General features: G+C 26.4%; 17 protein-coding genes. 12 read left to right on the forward strand and 5 right to left on the reverse strand.

Translation table 11 applies throughout. From position 1 onward, the window contains the following. Positions 1-77: 77 nt before the first annotated feature. Both LPB137_RS08715 and fliW read right to left on the reverse strand, forming a co-directional pair. Positions 78-1,001, reverse strand: coding sequence for a hypothetical protein (locus tag LPB137_RS08715; protein WP_076087117.1), 924 nt, complete (start codon positions 999-1,001; stop codon positions 78-80). 53 nt (positions 1,002-1,054) lie between these two features. Further along, a complete protein-coding gene (gene fliW, locus LPB137_RS08720; RefSeq protein WP_076087119.1) occupies positions 1,055-1,429 on the reverse strand; it encodes a flagellar assembly protein FliW in 375 nt (124 codons plus the stop codon). Positions 1,430-1,523: 94 nt separating this feature from the next. On the opposite strand from fliW, the gene LPB137_RS08725 reads away from it, so the two are divergent. From LPB137_RS08725 to LPB137_RS08760, 7 genes are all read left to right on the forward strand, one after another. Beyond that, the gene (locus tag LPB137_RS08725) at positions 1,524-3,500 is read left to right on the forward strand and encodes a flagellar hook-length control protein FliK (protein ID WP_076087121.1); all 1,977 of its coding nucleotides are present in this window, start codon (positions 1,524-1,526) and stop codon (positions 3,498-3,500) included. A gap of 2 nt (positions 3,501-3,502) precedes the next feature. Beyond that, entirely contained in the window at positions 3,503-3,832 is a 330-nt protein-coding gene (locus tag LPB137_RS08730) for an EscU/YscU/HrcU family type III secretion system export apparatus switch protein (RefSeq protein WP_076087123.1), read from the forward strand. Positions 3,833-4,336: 504 nt separating this feature from the next. Then, positions 4,337-6,115 carry a penicillin-binding protein 2 gene (gene mrdA / locus LPB137_RS08740; RefSeq protein ID WP_156981737.1) on the forward strand — a complete coding sequence of 593 codons (1,779 nt, stop codon included), beginning with the start codon at positions 4,337-4,339 and terminating at the stop codon, positions 6,113-6,115. 66 nt (positions 6,116-6,181) lie between these two features. Further along, positions 6,182-6,910, forward strand: coding sequence for a flagellar type III secretion system pore protein FliP (fliP, locus tag LPB137_RS08745; RefSeq protein WP_076087129.1), 729 nt, complete (start codon positions 6,182-6,184; stop codon positions 6,908-6,910). A 471-nt stretch (positions 6,911-7,381) separates the two neighbouring features. Then, positions 7,382-9,007, forward strand: coding sequence for a hypothetical protein (locus tag LPB137_RS08750; RefSeq protein WP_076087131.1), 1,626 nt, complete (start codon positions 7,382-7,384; stop codon positions 9,005-9,007). Between the two features lie 3 nt (positions 9,008-9,010). Beyond that, positions 9,011-11,323: a PKD domain-containing protein gene (locus LPB137_RS08755; RefSeq protein ID WP_076087133.1), complete on the forward strand. Its 2,313-nt coding sequence runs from the start codon at positions 9,011-9,013 to the stop codon at positions 11,321-11,323. A gap of 74 nt (positions 11,324-11,397) precedes the next feature. Next, the gene (locus LPB137_RS08760) at positions 11,398-13,833 is read left to right on the forward strand and encodes an Ig-like domain-containing protein (protein WP_076087136.1); all 2,436 of its coding nucleotides are present in this window, start codon (positions 11,398-11,400) and stop codon (positions 13,831-13,833) included. Positions 13,834-14,137: 304 nt separating this feature from the next. Here the strand turns inward: LPB137_RS08760 and LPB137_RS08765 are convergent, their stop codons facing one another. Next, positions 14,138-14,941, reverse strand: coding sequence for a TerB family tellurite resistance protein (locus LPB137_RS08765; RefSeq protein WP_083657206.1), 804 nt, complete (start codon positions 14,939-14,941; stop codon positions 14,138-14,140). Positions 14,942-15,048: 107 nt separating this feature from the next. Between LPB137_RS08765 and LPB137_RS08770 the strand changes: the two genes are divergently transcribed. Next, entirely contained in the window at positions 15,049-16,143 is a 1,095-nt protein-coding gene (locus LPB137_RS08770) for an omptin family outer membrane protease (protein ID WP_076087140.1), read from the forward strand. Here the strand turns inward: LPB137_RS08770 and LPB137_RS08775 are convergent. Together LPB137_RS08775 and LPB137_RS08780 are read right to left on the reverse strand one after the other, a co-directional pair. Further along, on the reverse strand, positions 16,140-16,628 hold the full coding sequence (locus LPB137_RS08775) for an EAL domain-containing protein (protein WP_076087142.1): 489 nt from the start codon (positions 16,626-16,628) through the stop codon (positions 16,140-16,142). The two genes, LPB137_RS08770 and LPB137_RS08775, sit on opposite strands and share 4 nt — an antisense overlap. Before the next feature lie 85 nt (positions 16,629-16,713). Further along, entirely contained in the window at positions 16,714-17,136 is a 423-nt protein-coding gene (locus tag LPB137_RS08780; RefSeq protein WP_076087144.1) for an FKBP-type peptidyl-prolyl cis-trans isomerase, read from the reverse strand. Between the two features lie 223 nt (positions 17,137-17,359). Here LPB137_RS08780 and LPB137_RS08785 point away from each other — a divergent pair, with 223 nt between their 5' ends. The 4 genes from LPB137_RS08785 to LPB137_RS14760 are packed head-to-tail and all read left to right on the forward strand — an operon-like array spanning position 17,360 to position 22,734. Further along, on the forward strand, positions 17,360-18,730 hold the full coding sequence (locus LPB137_RS08785; RefSeq protein ID WP_076087146.1) for a TolC family protein: 1,371 nt from the start codon (positions 17,360-17,362) through the stop codon (positions 18,728-18,730). Beyond that, on the forward strand, positions 18,727-19,485 hold the full coding sequence (locus LPB137_RS08790; RefSeq protein ID WP_172802476.1) for an efflux RND transporter periplasmic adaptor subunit: 759 nt from the start codon (positions 18,727-18,729) through the stop codon (positions 19,483-19,485). Before LPB137_RS08785 ends, LPB137_RS08790 begins: the two co-directional genes overlap by 4 nt. Positions 19,486-19,492: 7 nt before the next feature. Next, a complete protein-coding gene (locus LPB137_RS14755) occupies positions 19,493-21,079 on the forward strand; it encodes an efflux RND transporter permease subunit (protein WP_076087148.1) in 1,587 nt (528 codons plus the stop codon). Further along, a complete protein-coding gene (locus tag LPB137_RS14760; protein ID WP_076087150.1) occupies positions 21,076-22,734 on the forward strand; it encodes an efflux RND transporter permease subunit in 1,659 nt (552 codons plus the stop codon). The genes LPB137_RS14755 and LPB137_RS14760 overlap by 4 nt, the downstream gene beginning before the upstream one ends.

Consider the following 22,734-nt stretch of genomic DNA (forward strand, 5'->3'; position numbering starts at 1 on the left):
TTTTTCTATAATTATTATGATTATAGCTAAAAGTTTTTTATAGTATATAAAATTATTACATTTTGTAATGTTTAATATTAAAAAGTACTACTTAAAGTTAGAGTGGGTCCTGCAAATTCAAATTTAGAACCATCATTATCAATTGTTCTATTTTTATAACCTGCCTGAATTACTAAATCATCATTTTTAAATATTTTGTATCCTAAAGTTATATAATATTCATAAGCATATTTTACATCAGAATTTCTTCCATAAGATAAACCGTATTCAACTTTTAGATTTTCATCAGAATTATTAAGATGTAATTCTGCTGAAGGGAAATTTTGTTTGTCATCACCATAAAAGTAGAAACCACTATACAAATAATTCCATTTTATTTTATATCTATTGTATGCTAAACCAAATTTTGCATTTTGATACTTATATAAATAAGATAATTTATACAAAGAAGCCTTTGTATATAAATCTTCTCCACCAATTACTACATTATCATAAAATGTTTTTGTACTAAACCCTTCAACTTTTACAATATTATTTTTATACTCAATAGAAATTTCTGGAATAACAACATTATCTTCATCTTTTAAATCTACTTTACCAGAATGATATCCGTTAACTTGCATATATGAATAAGTAAGTCTAGGAGTTATTGAAAAGTTTTTGTTAAAAGTGTCTTGAGTGTTTTTAATATTAGTATTTAAAATATTTTCTTTTTTATATTCTTTTATAGCTTCACTGTTTTTAATATTTACAGTATTTTGAGATATTTGTTTTCTAATTTGACTTTTTTTAATTAGATTTGCTTCATTAGCTTTTTTATAATTTCTAATTTGTGTTTTCTTGATTTTTTTTACTTCTGGAATTTTTTCATTACTATTTTTTTCAATTTTAATAAAGTTATATTCAACTTGTTTTTCTTTTGAAAATTTGCTAAAAGGTACATAATCTGAGCTCGCAAATAAGCTTGCACCAATTGAAAGTAATAAAAATCCTCTAATCATATAAAACACTCCGTAATAAAAAATTTTAAGATTCTATCATAAAAATTATTAAATCATAATTTTGGAAGTAAAGCATCAAAGTTTTCTAAACCTAAATCATTTGCATCTAAGTGGATTTGACCCATTTTATATTTTTTATTATTTAAAACTATTGGAGAAAAAGTATTCAAAGAATTGTCGTTATTATTAGTTTGAAGAACAAACACATAATAAATAGAAATATCACTTATTTCATCTATTTCTAATTTGCAAATAAATTCATCTGGCAAAGTGAAGATTATATTTTTTAAAGCTCCAAAGCTCATTAATTTAATCTCTTTTTCATTTTCTACACCTGTGATTGTAGAAAAGAAATCATCTAGTTTTTGAAAAAAGAACTCTTTTTCATTTTCAAAACCATCAATAGGAATAGTAACCTCATATTTCATCTAAAAGCCTTAGAATAATTTTGTTCTTCTTATTGTATATTAAAAGTTCTTAATATAAAAAGTATAATTTATTCTATTATGTTATACTACAAGTATGGTAGTATCACAAAACCCAACACTAAATATACTCATAGCAAAAGAGAATAAAGCTCTTGAAACTGTACTAAAAGAAGCAGATACAAAAACCCTTCAAAATATGGTACAAAACAAATCATCCTCTCCTGCTGATGTATTAAAAAATTTATTTGAACAGGCAAAAAGTGGTGCTAAATCAAATACAAATATAGAAAGTATGTTAAAAAACTCATCTGCATTTAAAGATTTAGGTTCTTTTTCAAGTTCTACATCAACATTGTTAGATCAAATTGATGAAGATAGTAATTTAAGTAAATTCAAACCTTTGTTACAAAACTTTTTAAAGAACATGAACAGCTTAGATGAAAACACTTTAAAAGAACAAATAAATAAATCAGGTGTTTTTCTTGAATCAAAAATAGCTCAAAACAGCTCAAATAATTCAAGTTTACCAAATAAGGTTGAGCAGTTATTAAATCAAATACAAAATATTACAAAAGATTTAAATACAACTCAAGCTAAAGTGGTTAATGATTTGATTACAAAACTTACACAAAATACAAATTCAAATAGCGATCAATTAACAAATATGAAAACACTACTTACTTCTTTACAAGATTTAAGTAATAGTTTATCGAGTAAAACAACTCAAAACCTATCAAATTTAACAAATCAGCTTAGTTCCATGATTGATAAAGCAAGCTTAATCGAATCAAAACTTCAAAATACAAACTCAAATCAATTATTAGATAATAAAAATACAATTAATAATCAAGCAAAAGAGTTATTATCACAAATTAAAAATGAAGTTTTAGGAAACAATCCTTCAAATCAAACTAAAAATCTTTTAAGTCAAATAGATACTTTAATTAAAACAAATGATTTATTTGCTAAAAATGATAAGTTAATTGAGCCAAAAGTTTTACTTAATCAATTGATGAACTCAAGTGATATAAAAAATGCTAGTAATTTAAATTCTAATATCTCTTCTTTAGTTTTAAATTTAAAAAATATTACAAATGATATTAATAATCTTGAGCAAAAAGTTTTAAATTCACAATCAATTGTAAATGATAAAGCATCATTGATTGATAATTTAAAACAAAACTTATCACAATTAAAACTTGAACTATCAAATATGAGTGGTCTTGATAGTAAAGCAGCTAATCAAATGATTTCAAAACTAGAAAATATTACAACACTTTTTTCAAAAATTGATAATCCAATTTCTAATTTACAAAGTAATATTGCTAGTAATATTAGTACTTTTACAAGTAATTTCTCATCAAATCTAAATACATTATTAATGTCAATGAAAGAAGATATTACAAATTTAGCTACTAACCAAAATAACAATAATGCACAAAATAACTTATTAAAAGCTATTGATAAAATTGAAGTTATATTAAAAGAAAATATTATAAATCCAAATACACAAATGATTTCAAAAAATGAAACAAATCCCTTATCAAGTGATATGAAATCAATTTTATTACAAATGAGCGATGAATTAGCTTCTAAAACAGATGCAAAATCACAAGAGATGTTTAAGCAAGTTGACAAAATGATTACCCAGATTGATTACCATCAGCTTTTATCTCATACAGGAAATTCAAATAGTGTTTATGTACCTTTTTTGTGGGATATGCTAGAAGATGGTTCTATAAATATGAAAAAAACTGATGAAGAAAAATTTTATTGTCAAATAAATTTAACATTAAAAGATTTTGGAAAAGTTGATTTAATGCTTGCCATGTATGATAAAAATAAAATTGACATTACAATTTCTGCTCAACGAGATCATTTTAAAACAGCAGTAAAAGAGAACCTTCAAAATCTTAAAATTGCTCTTAATGAAGTAGATTTAATTCCAGTTAATATTAAACTGCTTGATTTAAAAGAAGAAAATGAAAAAAGTCAAACAGATATAAAAACTGAAGCATTTGTAAATCCATATAACAATCAAAACTTGACTAGTGTTGATATAAGGGTTTAATCATGGAAGAAAAGAATATAAATGAAATAAATAATGTAACAACTCAAAAAGCAGTTGCACTTAAATATGACATGGAAAAAGATAGTGCTCCAAGTTTAGTTGCAAAAGGAAAAGGTCAAACTGCTACTAATATTATTAAACTTGCAAATGAACATGATATTCCTATAAAAAAAGATGAAGATTTAGTTGAACTTTTATCACAAATAGATATAGATAAAGAAATACCTGGGAGCATGTATAAAGCAGTTGCTGAAATATTTTCTTTTATTTATGATTTATCAAATAAAAATAAACAGTTCCAAAAAAATTATGAAGATAAGAACAAAATTTAGTTTGAATATAACTATAAGATTCTTTATAATATAATCGCGATAAATTAATCAAAAGTACTATAATATTATGACTCGAAACAATTTAGATAATCCTATATTTCTATTTACATTTTTATTAGTTGCAATTACTATTAATACAATATCTTCGATTCATTTTTTATTGATTATGCTTGCAGGAGTGACTTTTGTTGCATTTTATACGTGTTTGAAAAGAAAATACTTATATTCATTGTTATTTGTAGTACTCACATTCTTTTTTATTGAAATTAATTCAGGATTAAAACCCTTTTCTTTGACCTTGTTGTCACTATTTATTTATATATTTATTATTCCAAAGACACATAGAATTATGTCTTTTAGCTCTTTAAATGAATATATTTATATTTTAATTTTTTATTTAGGTGTTTTTTTTATTTGGGTAATGACAATTGGAATGTCTGATAGTTTTATTGCTATAATATTTGTTAATATTATAATCGACTTATTATTTTTTGGAGTGTTTATTTGACTAATAGATTAAACCTAATTTTTATTTTTATTTTTGTAATTATGATTACTCTTTTATCAAGAGTATATTTTTTAAGTATTAAATCAAATACTTATTATGAAGAGTTATCAAAAAGAAATTATATAAGTAGAGTTAAGAAAATTCCTGTTCGTGGTATTATTGAAGATAGAAATGGCAATAAGTTAGCTGTAAATCAAATGGGATTCTCAATTTTGATAAAACCTCATTTAAAATCTAAAAAAAATAAAGAAAAATTAAATGATGCAATAGATTTAATAGTAGAACATTTTCCAAAACAAGAAAAGAAAAAACTTTTAAGAGCCTATAACAGAAAAGATTCAGCATACAATCATGATTTTGTAAAAGTAGTAGATTATCTGCCATATCAAGAGTTTTTCCCAAAATACACTCTATTTTCATCAAAAGATACTATTAAAGTAGAGTCTGCTGTAAAGAGATTTTATCCATATAGAAAAGCAGCTTCTCATGTTATTGGTTATGTTGGAAAAGCTTCAAGATTAGATATTTTAAAAAATGAACTCTCAGCTCATAACGGAATAATTGGTAAAAATGGTTTAGAAAAATTCTATAATGATAAGCTTCAAGGGGAAATTGGTTACAAAGATGTAAAGGTAAATGCTTTAAATAAAGAGATTGAAACTTTAGATGAAAAAGAACCTTCAATTGATAATAGTATAAAAATTTCACTTGATATTGAACTTCAAAAATATATACAAAAGATATTTGGTAAAAGAAGTGGTGCTATTATAGTTATGGATGCAAATAATGGTGAAATTTTATCTGCTACATCTATGCCTGAATTTGATAATAATATTTTTGCATCAGGAATTTCCGTAAAAGAGTGGAATATCATGAGAAATGATTTAAATCATCCTTTTACAAACAAACTAATAAATGGATTATATCCTCCTGGATCTATTATAAAAATGGGTGTTGCATTATCTTTCTTAGAAAATGGTTTAGATGAAAACTTTACTGTTCAATGTTCTGGTTCTATACGAATTGGAAATAGAAATTTTAGATGTTGGAAAAGTTCAGGTCATGGAAAAGTGACTTTTAGAAAAGCAATAAGAGAGAGTTGTGATGATTTCTTTTATAAAGGAAGTTTAGAAGTAGGTATTAATAAAATATCTCAAACATTAGATAAATTTGGTTTTGGTAAGCAAACAGGAGTTGACCAAGTAAATGAGTTTTTTGGTGTAAACCCAAATAAATTATGGAAACAAAAGAAGTTCAAACAACCTTGGTATGTAGGTGAGACTGTAATTACGTCAATAGGTCAAGGGAATATGCTTGTAACTCCAATGCAAATGGCAAGATATACTGCATTTTTAGCTACAGGAAAACTTCCAAAACCACACTTTTATAAAGCAAATTATGAAGAACCTGAAGATTTAAAAATACCAGAAAAAGAGCTTAGTATGCTAAGACAAGGGATGCATGATGTAACACATCATGCTAAAGGAACTGCAACAAGACATATAAAATCAAAAATTACAATTGCAGGGAAAACAGGAACAGCTCAGGTTGTAAGTATTCCACAGTCTGAGAAAGTAAGAATGAAAGAAAGTGAACTGAAATACTTTCATAGATCACACGCTTGGCTTACTACTTATGGTCCTTATAAAAACCCCAAATATGTTGTAACTGCATTAGTTGAACATGGAGGTCATGGTGGTGAAGCTGCAGGTGGAATTGTTAGTAAAATATATGACAAACTTTATGAGATGGAATATATCAAAAGTAGAGACTAAAGTCTTGAAATCATGACTTAATTGTTTTTTTGATATTATTATTTTAATTTTTACATAGGAATTTTTTTGAAACTATTATTAACATTATTACTTTTTACTGTATATGCATTTGCAGAAGATACAGCACCTATTGTAAATCTTTCAGTTGCAGCACTTGATGATCCTGCACAATTTGTAAAAACAATCAATATTGCAATTATTTTAACTCTATTTGTACTAGCACCTTCACTTATTTTAATGGTAACATCGTTTACTAGAATCGTAATTGTTTTTTCACTGCTTAGACAAGCAATGGGACTTCAAACTACACCACCAACTCAAATTGTAATTTCTCTTGCTTTGATATTAACTATTTTTATTATGGAACCTTATGCAAAGAAATCTTGGGAAGATGGTGTTGCTCCTTATATGGAAAAAAAGATTGGTTATGAGTTAGCTTTTGAGCGAGGAATTAAGCCTTTTAAAGAGTTTATGATAAAAAATACAAGAGAATCAGACATTGCCCTATTTTACCGTATTAAAAAAGAACCAAATCCTAAAAATATCGATGATGTGCCATTAACTCTTTTAATGCCTGCATTTATTGTAAGTGAGCTTAGGACTGCCTTTGAAATAGGCTTTTTGATATTTTTACCATTCTTAGTAATAGACATTATTGTAGCTTCCATTTTAATGTCTCTAGGGATGATGATGTTACCGCCTGTTATGATATCCTTACCTATAAAAATCATCTTCTTTATTGTAATAGATGGATGGCAGTTAATTATTGGAAATCTAGCCCAATCGTTTAAGTGACGATTTTATGATACGTACAGAGATTTTAGCAATCGAAATTCCACTCAATTATTAACACCATTTACTTGCTAAAATGAAGATACTTTTATAGCAGTATAAACACTCAATTTCGTATGATTTTGGGTGTTTTTCACTAATTACAGCACACTTTCATCACATTCTTAACACTCTGTTAAGAGTCCAAATAGAACTCTTAAATCTATATAATAGATACTTTATAGCTCTCATATTTTAAGAATAACATTCTCCTAACTTACTATTTTCATACATCAAGATAGCTTCAGTTAAAAAATATTTGAAATTTTAATACTTATTGTTATACTAAAATAACTAAAAAAATACACTACTCATAACAAATAGTTGTATAAATTACATCATGATGATTTGACATGTAATTGACATAAGAAAATGATATTCTTAAAGTTATTTAATTAGATATACTTATACACAAAATAGACAATAAGGTAATGAATGCAAAACTTCAAAAACATACTGATTTCTAGTATAACTGCATCTTTCTTGATAGCTTGTGGAGGTGGTGGAAGTTCTTCATCAAGTTCTTCATCACTCAAATCTTTATCAGGTACGATTATTGATGGTTACATCAAAGATGCTACTGTTTGCTTAGATATAAACTCAAATGGATTATGTGATACAACTGAACCATTAACACAATCACTCGAAGATGGAACTTTTACTTTTAAAGATGTAGAAGTGGAAACAAACAAACTTTACCCTGTAATTTCAATAGGTGGTATTGATACGGCTACAGGAAAAGCTTTTGATGGTGAGTTAAAGAATGTTTTTGATTCAAATACTATAAATAGTGGTGAATCTTTGACTATTTCACCATTAACTGATTTAGTAGCTACTTCTTTTTTACAAAGTACTACAAAAGATGAATCAGCTTTACTTAGCTCAAGAGATACTATATCTACTGCATTAGGATTAACTACAGCTCAATTAGATAATGATCCTATGAAAAACACAGAAGTTTTTGCAAAAGCTCAAGAGATTCAACAAATCAAAGAGTTAATAAAAACTAGTTCACAAAAGAATCTAAGTACACAATTAACTATAGAGCAACAAAATAGTATCACAGAAGCATTGGTTAAACAAATAGCAGAAACTAATACAATTGATATTTCAAAGGTTTTAACTAATATTGAAACAGATTTATCTATAACTATTCCAAGTAATGAGAAAACTTTTATAGTAGAACAATCAGATGAGATAAAAACAAATTTAACTATCTTATCAACTGATACAACGATTGATATAACAAAATTAGACGAGATTCAGAATGCATTTGAAATACAAATGAATGATGCCTATACTATAATCAATAATGCTACAAGTACTGATATATTAACAAAGGTTACAATACCAGATGTAAGTACTTTACTTAACCAAGGTGAAGCTATAGCTACAAATACAGCACCCTATTTTCTAAATGGTACAGATAAAATCACTTCAAAAACTATTTCATTAGATGAAAATGCTACTTTAGATTTATCTATCTTGGCAAAAGATGATGATAGTGACACTTTAACTTATACTCTAAGTGGAGTAGATAAAAATCATTTTGCATATAACAGCACAACATCAAAGTTAACATCTATTTCATTTGATCATGAGAACGCAATGGATGCAAACAATGACAATGTTTATAATCTACAATTAATAGTAAATGATGGTAAAGAGAGATCATCTTTAAACTTATTACTTACTATTAATAACCTAGATGATAATACACCAATAATGAATGACTTAGCAGATATTACTTTAAATAAAAATGATTCAGTTTATACATTAACACTAAATGCAACAGATTTAGATGGAACAGAAGTATCATATACAGCTGCATCACAAAATACTGATGATTTATATACTCTAGCAGTAGAATTAAATGTATTAACAATCACACCAATAGTAAACAAATATGGAACAGATGTTATATCAATAACGGCTAGTTCAAATGGTAAATCAGTTACAAAAGCATTTAACTTAACTATCAAAGATACAGGTGCTTTAGTAATACCTACAAATACAGTATTACCACAACCACCAATGATGCCAACACTACAAGGAAATTAATCAATGAAAAAGATATTTTTATTAACAACTATATTAGCTGGATCTTTATTCTCAGCAACATTCAATGTAAGTACAACACCAGAGCTTAGAACTGCACTTAGCACTGCTTCTACAAATGGTGAGAATGATACTATTATTTTAGCTGATGGTACTTATAAGACTACAGATGATGGAGAGGGTACATTTGTCTTTTTAAATCAAGATTGTAAAAATATATCCTTAAGAGGAAGTGATGATAATGAAACTTTTTTAGATGGTAATTCAACAAATAGAGTTATAGAATTCTTAGGTGAATGTCAAAGTAATATTCATATAGAAAAACTTAGTATTCAAAATGGTAATGGCAATAATAGTGGTGCTGCAGGTATTTATTCTACACACGATATTTCTATAACTTCAAGTACCATAAATAATAATATAAATGCATTTGTAGGTGGCATACAAGCTAAAAATATTATAATTAGAAATTCAAAAATTTTAAATAATATAGGAGATAATACAGGAGGGGTATATACTGAATATAGTAAAAATTTTGAGATATATGATTCTAATATTTCTAATAATAAAGCTACATCAACTCACACTGGGTCAAATGCTACTGGTGGTTTGAAGAATGTAGATAAAGTTTTTAATTGTTATTTTGAATCTAATGAAGTTTCTACAACTAATGCTAATGCAGCAGTTAGCGCTACAACTATAGAAAATTCTTATTTTATTAATAATAAAGGACCACAAAGTTCATATACTGGTACAGGTAATTTATATAATTCTATTGTAAAGGACAATGATAACATTGGATTTGCTGGTAACTCTATTAATAGTCTTTTTATTAATAACTCAACAGGATTGAAATTATGGGATGATGTCTCAATTGGGAATATTTTTATAGATAATCAAACAGCTATACAGACACTTGGTTCTGCAACAATTAAAAATACATTTTTTAGTAATGAAACTTATGATATTTTCAATGGATCAGATTCTAGCTTTCCAACAGTCTTGTTTAGTAATCTCAACTCCGAAAAAGTTATGGGTTCATTTGTTGAAAATTATCATACAATCTATACCACACTAGGCTTTGTAGATGAAGACAATGGAGATTATCATTTAACTCCAACATCAGACCTAATAGATGCAGGAACTACGACTATAGAAGGGCTCAATCTACCTACAACAGACCTAGATGGAAAGGCCAGAATAGTTGGAGCTAGTATTGATATAGGACCATATGAGTTTAGTACAACAAGACCAACTATTAATTCATTTACATACACTGGTAATACGCAAGAATTAAACGAACTTACTTTCACTACAAATTACACTTTAACAGATGGAAGATATATAAACAGTGTATCTTATGACTTTGAAAACAATGAGACATGGACAACATCAAATACTCATACTTACAATACTGCTGGAACTTATACAGTAAAAGTAAAAATTACAGATAGTGAAGGCGAATTCTCAATACAATCAAAAGAAATCATAATTACTGAACTTGACTTTGCAAGTATGACAAATGAACAGAAGCTGATAAAAGCTATTGACTCTCAATATTATGATGAAATAATAGCTATTATAAGTGATAAAGAATCTACATCTACAAGTTCAGGAATAACAACAGGTGAAAATAACGTAACTTCCGATCCTTCATCATATAATTTAATTACTAAAGCACAATCTGATAGCTTAGTTTCTTTATCTCAAACAAGTGGATACAATGATGGATTAATCGCTGGTAAACAATATGCACAAGATAACTTAGCTGAATTTAATCTAGTAACTACAACAACAAGAGATGCTGATGTTCAAGCTGCAACTACTTCTGGAATTACAACTGGTAAACAATATGTTCAAGACAACTTAACTGAGTTTAATTTAATTACAAAAACAGCTAGTGATATAGCAATTGCTAGTGCTATTACAACTGGTCAAGCTAATGTTACAGCCAATCCATCTACATTTGGACTTATTACTATTGCTGACAAAGATACAGCTGTTAGTAGTGCAGTAGAACAAGGTAAACAGATAGTTCTTTCAAGTCCATCATCATTTGGATTAGAATTAAAAGAACCATTAACAAAAGCTAAAATAGATGCTCTTTCAAGTGGTTGGCATAATATTTCAAGTCCTAGTGAAATTATGGACTTAACAATATTTGATAATGCTTCAATAGTATGGATTTTTAATAGTACAAGTAACTCATGGGAAGCTTATTCATCAAATAGTACGTATATAAAACAAATAGAAAATGATTCAACTATAAAACTAGCTACAAAAATAAATGCTGCTGCTGGTATTTGGGTATTAAAATAATATTGACTATAAAAGCGAAGCAAAAATTAGATCATTAGGGATAATAATGATTACATCAAACACAAGGAAAATAAGTGAAAATATTAAATAGTTTAATTTTATCAACAATAACTGCAGGTCTATTAATAGGATGTGGAGGTGGAGGTAGTGATGGAAGTAGTTCTTCTTCTATCACATCTAGTACAGGAACTCTAATTGATAATACTGTTTCAGGTGTTAAATATATAAATGGTTCAGATACAGGCTTTACTGATACAGATGGTAAATTTCCATATACATCTGGTTTAGTAGAATTTTACTTAGGTGGAATAAAAATTGGAGAGTTAAACTCTATGACTTCTGATAATAAAGTCTTTCTTCAAGATTTAATTGGACTTGAAAGAACAAATACTACTGATTCTAAATTACTTAAAATAGCTAATTTACTTCAATCATTAGATTCTGATCCTTTAACAGATGAAATTGAAATTTTAAAGAGTGATTTTGATAAGTTTGAAAGTTCAACACAAAGTATTGATGCACTTGATGTGAATACAGTTCTTACTAATAATGGATTTACTCCACTATCAGATGAAGATGTAAAAACACATATTGAGAATTCTTTAAAACAATTTGGTGAGATATCAGATACTACTGAACCTGAATTAATTAGTAGTTCAATTGTAAATGGAACTTTTGGTGTATCGATTAAACAATCAATAGTATTAACATTTTCAGAAACTATTCCAAAAGAATATATTACAAATGAATATTTTATATTAACAAATGATTTAAATAGTTCTAATGTTGATATAAAAATAGAAGCTAAAAATAAAGTAATTACAATAACACCAAGAAGTGACTTAGATTATTCTCAATCTTATGAATTTGTAATTAGTTCAAAACTAAAAGATTTTGCAGGAAATACTTTATCAAATGATGGTGGGAATACTGATATTTTAATTGAATTTTTAGTTCAAGATGAACCAGATACTATAGCTCCAGTATTTACTTCACAATCAAGTATAAGTGTTGATGAAAATCAAACCTCAGCGTTAACAGTTACAGCTACAGATAATTCATCAATAATATATGGATTAAGTGGTTTAGATGCCACTTCCTTTCGTATAAATTCAATCACTGGGGAGATATCTTTTATTATTTCACCTGACTATGAAACAAAGAATTTATATTCTATTGATGCAATAGCTACTGACAGTTCCAATAATCAATCAACTCAAAATATCACTCTTCATATCAATGATGTTAATGAGATTATTCCAGATACAACAGCTCCAACTTTAAGTAGTACAAATAAGACATTTAGAACTATAGTTGGAACTTCTTTAGCTTATGAGAGTGTTACAGCAACTGATAATAATGACAACATTACCGTTTCATCACATGAAATAGTTGATTTTAATACTGCAGGAATATATGAAATAGAATATAGTGCTACTGACTCTTCCTCTAATAAATCTTCTATTATACATACCTATGAGGTTTATGATATAGTAAATTCAGACATAACTGGAAAAACTTGGTTAGATAGAAATATTGGAGCAAAAGAAGTTTGTAATGACATTTCAAATATCTATAATTGTATTGGTGATTACTTCCAATGGGGTAGATCTTCTGATGGACATGAGAAAACTTCAAGTCCTATATCTTCTTCATATTCTGGACCATTAGCTACAACATTATATAATTTAGATAATACATTCATTCGTTCTGATAGTGATTGGATTATAGGAGGTGTAGATAGTGATGGATCACTACGAAGTGATTTTTGGTCGCAAACTGATGGTACTTCTGTTTGTCCTTCTGGATTTAGAATTCCTACAAATGAAGAGCTTAGATTTGAATTAGTAACAGAAGACATTAGAATAAATACAAGTTCTATTTATTCAATGGTACTAGGAAAAACTGATGTCTTTAATAGTTTTCTTAAGTTACCAAGTGGTGGTATGAGATGGAGACAAAGTGGTACAGTATTACAGTTTGGGCATTATGGATATTATTGGACAAATAAAGGAATGTTATATTTTTCAGATGATCTAATATCGTCTATGAGTAAAGCGACAGATTATGCAAGAGGTATGAATATTAGATGTATTAAAGATGATGCCATAGTATATGAACCAAATGATTATTCTTCTATCTTACCAATGGAGGAAGTTGGTTCTTCAAAAAGTATTTCTTCTGCAACAATCAATACTACAACTACTGTTACATTAGCGGCAGGTAGTCAATTATACTTTAAAGTATCCAATATCTTAAATAGAAATTTCATTGTAAACAAATTCGAAATAAAAAGCTATTATAACAATGTCGAAACAATAAGATCTTCAACAAGTGATTTAGCTTTACTTAATAATGGAATATTAGAACCTTATGAATCTATTCAATTAGGATATACATTAAACAATAATGAAACAGCAAACTATTGGACTGGTATTTATACATTAGTTGATAGCTATACAAATGAAACTATTACAAGAAGTTTTATTTGGGATGGAACCAACTATTAAGAAATACGTTTATAATTATATCCATTCTTCTTCTTAGGAGTTTGGATATCTTAATCCCATTCTAAATCACATTAACACTTGACTGTCAAGTGCAATCCAAAAACAACCTTCATAATCTTTTTCTATTCTAGCAATTGTTGTTTTTTCATTTTCATCTAATGAGTAGGTTTTATATTTTTCTATTACTAGTACTGATTTAGTAATATTTTGAAAACTATATCACAATATATTATAAAGCAAAATACTCACTTAGGGATTAGCAAAATGTATAAGTAACGATTTTACAAACCTTTTTGCTATGAAGTTATTTAAATTTATCTTTAATAACTTGATATGCTTGGTTTATTTCTTGAGTTTTAGCAGTTGCTTCTTCTAAATATGATTCATCTTTATCTTGTGAACTTATAATATCAGGATGATACTGTCTAACTAGCTTTCTGTATTGCTTTTTGATAGTATTCATATCATCACTAGGATTTACACCTAAAACCTTATATGCTTCTTCAATACTCATAGTTTGAGCTTTTGCATTTTTCATATTTTCAAACTTTTGAACCATGTTGTCATAAGCTTGAGAAGTTATATTTAAATGTTGAGCAATTTCACGTAATACTTTGTCTTCATCGCTACTAATTCCATTATCAACAAAAGCTAACTGTATTAAGAAGCCCATAAATTGTCTTCTTTTAAGTAGTGTTCTTCCTAGTTTTTTATTTAAAGCTTGGGCTAATTGTTCTGTATCGCCAACTTTTAATTTTTCTTCATTGAAAATCTCTTTCATAATAGCTCTTGCTTTTTCTTTTTCATTAAAAAGCTTTGAAATATCATCAAACATATTACTAATAAGTTGAGCTTCTAATTCTTGAACTCGGCCGTCTGCTTTTGCAACTTTTGCAACAAGTGCAATAAAAAGTCCTAATTCATTTTGTCTAAATAACTCTTTTGAATTAACTAACTTATTTAATTTAAATTTTGAATAAAATTTATATACTTTAAAAGCAATATAAAGTCCAAAAATCACTGATAGTGTTACAAGGGTATTTACAATAAATGCATAGTAAAATATTACTAATAATATTGATATAAATATCCATTTTTTTAATTTCATTGAAGTTCTCTTTTTATTTCTATTATATATTTATTACACTTTAATAATTATAATTAAAACAAGTAATTTATGGTAAAATTTGAGGTTTTAGAAAATTGGAGAAAATAGTGAAAAAAACCTTACTAATAAGTACTACAATACTAAGCTTAAGTGCAAATAATAATTATATACCTATAAGTAAAATTTCAAAAGATAAGCAAGCAGAGTATAAATTTTCAAAACTAAATAATAATACAGTTGTTAATAAAAAAGAAGTGACACAAAAAATAATCATTGAAGATAATCAAGAGTACACAAGGGTTTCTAAACTAAAAGATGAAACATTCTTCAATAATAAAAATACAAAGATAAAACTATCCTTATCAGATTTTAATTCTAAATCAGAACAATACATTTACAACGGACCAAATGATCGAAAAATAAGTCAATTAACATGGGAAGCAAATAATGTAAAACTTCTTGGATTTGGAATTGAACACAAGACTAAAGACTTAGGTTTATATTTTAATTATAAAACAAATATTAAAGATGGCAATGGTGTAATGGATGATTATGATTGGTTATATGATTCCCAACCAAATACTTGGACAGATTGGTCACATCATGATAATACAGTAGTAGAAGATGTTAACATCCTAGATTTAGGAATAAATAAAGAATTTACTATCTATGATAAAACAAAACTAATAATGAGCCTAGGTTATAAATGGGAAAAACAACTTTTTAAAGCTTATGATGGTTCTTATATTTATTCAGGTTCAGATTTACCTTCTGAATTACGAGCTTATACTGGTACATTTAGTGGAAAAGGTATAACTTATGAACAAGTATACAAAGGGTTTTATTTAGGTGCAGAACTAGAAAAAAAGTATAAAGATTTATATTTTATACTAAATACAAAATACACACCTAACATGCAAGTTGAATTTACAGATACACATCATATGAGAGTTCCATCATTTACTGATTATACTTCATTTAATGACACATCAATGCTATCTTTAGGTCTTGGGATTGATTATAATATGCATAGGAATCAAATACTATCTTTTTCATACGACTATACAAAATATTTTTATAAAAGAGGAGATAGAGTAAGATCATATGTAACAGGTTATAATTGGGAACTTCCAGGAACAGTTGGAGTTGAAAGTGAAAATAATCTAATTAATTTAGAATATAAATATAGATTTTTTCTTTAAATTAAATCACCACTTGGTTTTGCTATATAATAGCCTTGTGAATAATCAATTCCAAGTTCTGTAAGTAAATCTTGTATATCTTTATTTTCTACATATTCAGCTATTGTTTTAATATCTAACTTAGCACATAAGAAGATAATACTTTGTATTAAAAGTAATGACTTTTCATCATCAACTATATTTTTGATTAATGAACCATCAATCTTTAGATAATCAATATATTCACTCATTTTAATTATATAATCAAAGTTTGAGTAACCACTTCCAAAATCATCAACTGCAATTTTACAACCTAAAGATTTAACTTTTTTCAAAAATGAATAAAACTCATCATAATCATCTATATTTTCTTGCTCAACTATTTCAAGAACTAGTTTTGAACCAATATTATGTTCTTGTATTTTTTTTATCAAATATTCTGAAAAACTTTTATTTAAAATATCAATGATACTTATGTTTATTGAAAATTCATTTTCATCATTTATTCTTGTCCTCTAAATTTTCTACTTTTATAACAACGTTATTATATAATAAATACATGATATTTAGACTACTTTTTTAATTATTTAATTATAACAAGGAATCAATTTTAACTTTATAATCTATATCTTTACCTGCTAAAGGATGATTTAAATCAATAATTACTTCTTTTTCATTTATCTCTTTTACTATTAACTGAATGGGTTCTGCATTTTCATCTTCACCTTGTATTTGCATTCCAACTTTTAAATCTTCTATACCTGCAAAATCTTCAATTGGTAAAACTTGAATCGCACTTGGGTTATATTCTCCATAAGCTTCAGCAGCTGGGACTCTAAAACTTGCAGCTTCTCCCGCTTTCATATTTATAATTCTTCTTTCAAGTCCGGGTATTAACTGACCAACTCCATAAGAAAATTCAAAAGGTTTTTCACTTCTACTTCCATCAACTAATTCTCCATTAATTCTAACCTCAAATAAAATCTTTACTGTTTGATTTATTTCAATAGGCATATTTTGCCCCTTCTATTTAAATTTATAAACTATATTATATTTAAGGTAAAATATCAATTTTAGAAAATATTTCTGCTAAAAAGCCAATTAGAATAAGTATAAATTATAATATAAATAAAAATAATATATATAACTTATTTTTATAATTAAAAAATGGTATTATTACTACTTATTTTGTTTAAACCTTGTATAATCACCCTAAAATTACTTAGGAAAATATTATATGAATAAGATGTTCTTATCATTATTGCTAATAACTTCAGCTTATAGTCAAACATTGAATTTTGATGAAGCTTTAAAACAAACATTTAAAAATAATAAAGACTTGAAAAATCACAAACTTGATATTGAATTATCTAATCTTGATATTGAAAAAATAAACTCTATTTCTTATGGAACATTATCTTTTGAAGAACAAATAAACAGAACAAATCATTCAGGTTATGTTTTTAATTCTAAGTTATCTTCAAGAGAAGCTAGCTTTAATGATTTTGGAGCAATTCAATATGATGGAACATCAAGTAGTTTAGATATAACACCTGATAATCTAAATAATCCAAAAGCTAGAAACAACTTTAACACAAAACTAAATTATGATATTCCATTATTTACAGGATTTAAACTATCTAATCAAAAAGATATTTTAAAATTGAAAAAAAAGATATATGAAATAAAATATAATTCCAAAACAAATGAACTCTCATATGAAGTCTTAAAAGCTTACAATGCAGCAGTAGTTGCAAAAGAGTTTATAAAAGCGGTTAATAAAGCAAAAGAATCTATAAACCTTGTAGTTAAAACAGCAAATGCTTTTCATAAAGAAGGCTTAGTTACAAAAATAGATGTAAAACAAGCAAAGGCTTATAAATTAAGTATTAATTCGAAAAAAATACAAGCAGAAAATAAATATGATTTAGCCTTACAATACCTAAGATTTTTAACATCAAATGATGAAATAACAGATGTAAAAGAATTGAAAAATATAAATATTTCTGATTTGGATTATGATGTTTTATACAAAAATGCATTAGATAATAAAAACAGTTTAAAAATGCAAGAGCTAAACAAAAAAATAAGAAAAAAGAATATTGAAGTAGCTAATTCGCAGTTTTACCCAAATGTATATTCGCATTTAGAATATGGGTTTAACGATGATAAATTCACACTATCAAATGAAAAAGATTATTACAATGCAGTTATTGGATTAAAATATACTATTTTTGATAATACAAGAAATGCTGAAAAAGAAAAAAAGAAAATTCAATATAAGCAAGCAAATTTAAATTATGAAAAATTAAAAGATTATACAAAACTTCAATTACAAAAAGCATTATTAGAATATAAAGCAAAAGAAAAAATACTAAAAGAAAGAAAAGAAGAAGTTCTTTTAGCAAGTGATATTTATAAACAATCTGAATTAATGTATAAAAACCAACTAATTTCAATGACAGAATTATTAAAACAAGAAGCAAATTTAAGAAATAGCAAGGCTGAACTTATCCTTGCAAAATATGAAAAGTCTTTAGCTAAAGCAAATATAGCTTTAATCTCTGCTAGTGATTTTACACAAGAAACAAAAAAGGTGAAAAAATGATAAAAAACTTACTACTAATTTGTATTACATCTATTTATATTTTTGCAAATGATATTGAGTTATCAGGTTCTGTAATCTCTGATAATGAAAAAATTATAACAAGCAGGAATATGGGGTTAATAAAAGATGTCTATGTAAATGAAGGCTCTTTTGTAAAAAAAGGACAATTATTATATGAAATTGATTCATCAAATATTGACTCACTTAAACAAGAAGCATTATTAAATATAAAAATTCAAGAAAATAATCTTGCAAATATCAATATTAATTACAATAGATATAAGCGTTTGTACAAGCAAGATTTAGTTCCCAAATATGATGTTGAACAATTAAAATTAAATCTTGTAAATACAAAAAACATGCTTTTAATTGCAAAGGCAAAATTAAAAGAAGTAAACTCTCAATACAGTTATTTAAAAATAAAAGCTCCAAATGATGGATTAATTATAAAAAAATCTATAAAAGTAGGAGAAATGGCAATGCCTTTGGTTCCAGCTTTTATATTAACAGACCTTTCAAGTTTAAAAATAAAAACTGATATTTCAGAAAGTAATTTAAGTAAAATTAAACTAAATCAAGAAGTTGATGTAAATATACCTTCTATAAATTTAAATACTAAGGGTCAAATTTCTGCAATTATTCCAAATGTTAATACTATTACACATTCCTTTATTTTAAAAGTTTCTTTTGATAAAAAAGATGCCAGAGTTTACCCAGGTATGTATTCAAAACTATTAATAAAACCACTAAATTAGGTTAATTATGAGTAATAAAGAGTTTTCAAAAAGCATAGATAAAGATTTGAATATTGCAGGTAAGTTATCACTTGCATTTATAAATCACCCTCTTACTTTTATATTTGGTATGTTTATTTTAATACTTGGTTATATCTCACTTGTATTTATGCCAAGAGAAGAAAATCCACAAATTAAAGTAAGTGGAGGAGCTGTTATTGTAGCACTTCCAGGAGCAAGTCCAAGTGAAATACAAAAAGTTATAATTGAACCTTTAGAAAAAAAGATAAAAGAGATAAAAGGTGTTGAAAATATTTATTCTTTTGCAAAGGATTCTGTTGGAATTGTGCAAGCTCAGTATTTTATAGGACAAGATAAAGAAGAGTCAAATTTAAAGCTTTATGATCAAGTTATGAGAAATATGGACCTAATGCCAAGTGGTGCAATGCAACCAATTGTAAAAACAATGGATATTGATACAGATATTCCAATTGCTACAATTGCTTTTTATTCAATGAAAGAAGATGGAAAAGATTTAATATCTCAAACACAACTTTATAAAGAAGTAAATAAAATAACACGCCAAATAAATAAAATACAAAATGTTGCATTAATAGATTTAAAAGGTGAGAAAAAAGAGCAATACAATATTTTAATAGACCCAAATAAAATATCAGCTTATAACCTTTCAATCGCTCAAGTTATGAAGCAAGTGCAAGCACTATCTTATAAAACTCCAAATATCAAAGGAAATACAAAAGACTCTAATATTGTACTTTTTGGAGTAAAAAATGCAATACAAAGTGAAAAAGACATTGAAAATATAATAGTTTCATATGCTAATAATGTAGCAGTCTATTTAAAAGATATAGCAAAGGTGCAAAGAACTTATGATATTCAAAACGATAAAGAAGCACAAATATATCAAAAAAATCAAAATGGTGTGTTTGAAGAAATAAATCAATTAACAATGAGTATTTCAAAATTGAATGGTTCAAATTCTGTAATTATAAATGAAAAGATATTTGAATATATGTCTTTAAAAAAAGATGATTTATTAGAAAAAAATATTGCTTTTACAATTACTAGAGATGATGGATATACAGCAAATGAAGCGGTAAATTCACTTGTTCAAAACTTACTAATTTCAATTGTTATAATTGCAATATTGCTTATATTTACACTAGGATTTAAAGAAGCTATGATTGTATCACTTGCTGTTCCTATGATTTTGTCACTTACATTATTTACAGGTTTTTTACTAGATGAAACAATAAATAGAATTACACTATTTGCGCTTTTAGTTTCTTTAGGAATGCTAGTTGATGCTGCAATTATTGTAATAGAAAATATTCATAGACATAGAAAAGAAAACAAAGATATAGATATAACAGTACTTTCAATAAATGCAACAAATGAAATAGGAAATGCAACAAATATTGCAACACTAGCTATTATAATGACTTTTATACCTATGTTTTTTGTAGGTGGAATGATGGGTCAATTTATGCACCCTCTTCCTGTATTTGTTTCAATATCACTTGTAATGTCTTTATTTGTAGCTTACTCTTTTACTCCATATTTAATTAAAAAAATTTATAAGGCTAAAAAATGAGATTAGAAAACTTTATATTAAGTATTTTAGAAAGTAAAACAAAATCTTTTTTAGTTTATTTTATTACATTTATTTTATTTGTTCTAAGCATTGCAACTTTTCCCACAGAAATTATAAAAGCAAAAATGCTTCCAGGAAAAGATTCTAATACTTTTTCTATTTATGTAGATTTAAAAGATGGTTCTAGTAAATTTCAAACAAAAGAAGTTACAAGATGTATTTCTAAAAATCTTCAAAAAAATGAGCTAGTTACTAATATTTCAGTATTTATAGGAGAAGGACAGCCTTTAGATTTTGCAGCTTTAGTTAAACAAAGTGCTTTAAAAGACAAGCAATCACAAGCTGAAATAATGGTAAATATCAAAAAAGCTCAAGATAGAGATATTACAAGTTATAATCTAATAAGTAATATAAGAGAGCAAATACAATCAAACTGTTCACTATATGATGCAAATATCAAGTTCATTGAACTTCCTGCTGGTCCTCCTGTTTTAGCTTCTATTGTTGCTGAAATATATGGTGGTAAAAATTTTGAAAACAGAAGAGAATTTTCAAAGAAAATTGCAACTATTTTAAAACAACAAGCCTCACTAGTTGATATTGATATTATGGCTGATAAAGATTATATAAAATATGATTTAGTTCTTGATAATAATAAAATTGTAAAAAGTGCTGTGAGTTTAGAACAAGTTAAAAATATACTTTATTTAGCTTATGAAGGTATGGAAATTTCTGTTGTAAATGAGAATAATGCAGAAAATCAAATACCTATATTTTTAAGACTTGATGATTCAAGATTATTAAAAGACTCAAGTATAGATAGTTTAGAAAATAAATTACAGATGTTAAAAGTTGTAAATAGTAACGGAAACATGATTGCAATTTCCTCTTTTGTAACAATTAAAAAGGTAATAAAAGAGCCAACACTTACATCAAAAAATTTAAATATGATGATAAATGTAATTGCTGAAACAAATAAAGATAGCCAGATATATCCACTTTTAGATGCAAGAACACAAATGCTTGAAGATTTGAGTAATGAGTATATTGTAAGTAAAACAGATATGTTAAACCTATCATTTGAAAATAAAACTACAAGTGAAAAATTCGATTTAGTTTTTGATGGTGAATTAAAAGTTACTATTGATACTTTTATTGATTTAGGAGGGGCTTTTATTATTGCATTAGTTTTAATATTTTTCTTAATGGTAATGTATTACAAAAGTTTTGCACTTTCAGGAGGAATAGTTCTTGCTAGTTTTATCTCTATTGTAGGAGTAATATTTGCTCATGTAATTATGGATTTAATAACAGCAGATATTTTCTATTTAACAGCAACATCTCTTATTGGCTTTATTGGACTTATTGGAATAAACTCTAGAAACTCAACTCTAATAATTGATTTTTCAAAGCAGTTAGTAATTGAAAAAGATATGAGTATAAATCAAGCAATTGCAAAAGCAACAGCAACACGTTCTAAGCCAATTATACTTACAGTTCTTACAATGGTTTTTGCATCTTCATTACTAGCAACAGATGCTGTTTTTGGTGGACTAGGAGTTGCGTTAATAGGTGGAACATTGATATCTTATATTGTATCAATGTTCTTTGTTCCTGTAATTATAAAGAATCAAATAAAAAAGATAATTAATTAA

Source organism: Poseidonibacter parvus (assembly GCF_001956695.1).
In the GTDB taxonomy this organism is placed as follows: Bacteria; Campylobacterota; Campylobacteria; order Campylobacterales; family Arcobacteraceae; genus Poseidonibacter; species Poseidonibacter parvus.

Coding starts and splice junctions, on each gene's coding strand:
- LPB137_RS08765 (WP_083657206.1), bottom strand. CDS start 14,941: ATGAAATTAAAAAAATGGATATTTATATCAATATTATTAGTAATATTT.
- LPB137_RS08715 (WP_076087117.1), bottom strand. CDS start 1,001: ATGATTAGAGGATTTTTATTACTTTCAATTGGTGCAAGCTTATTTGCG.
- LPB137_RS08780 (WP_076087144.1), bottom strand. CDS start 17,136: ATGCCTATTGAAATAAATCAAACAGTAAAGATTTTATTTGAGGTTAGA.
- LPB137_RS08725 (WP_076087121.1), top strand. CDS start 1,524: ATGGTAGTATCACAAAACCCAACACTAAATATACTCATAGCAAAAGAG.
- LPB137_RS08785 (WP_076087146.1), top strand. CDS start 17,360: ATGAATAAGATGTTCTTATCATTATTGCTAATAACTTCAGCTTATAGT.
- LPB137_RS08730 (WP_076087123.1), top strand. CDS start 3,503: ATGGAAGAAAAGAATATAAATGAAATAAATAATGTAACAACTCAAAAA.
- LPB137_RS14755 (WP_076087148.1), top strand. CDS start 19,493: ATGAGTAATAAAGAGTTTTCAAAAAGCATAGATAAAGATTTGAATATT.
- fliW (WP_076087119.1), bottom strand. CDS start 1,429: ATGAAATATGAGGTTACTATTCCTATTGATGGTTTTGAAAATGAAAAA.
- LPB137_RS08790 (WP_172802476.1), top strand. CDS start 18,727: ATGATAAAAAACTTACTACTAATTTGTATTACATCTATTTATATTTTT.
- LPB137_RS08755 (WP_076087133.1), top strand. CDS start 9,011: ATGAAAAAGATATTTTTATTAACAACTATATTAGCTGGATCTTTATTC.
- LPB137_RS14760 (WP_076087150.1), top strand. CDS start 21,076: ATGAGATTAGAAAACTTTATATTAAGTATTTTAGAAAGTAAAACAAAA.
- LPB137_RS08750 (WP_076087131.1), top strand. CDS start 7,382: ATGCAAAACTTCAAAAACATACTGATTTCTAGTATAACTGCATCTTTC.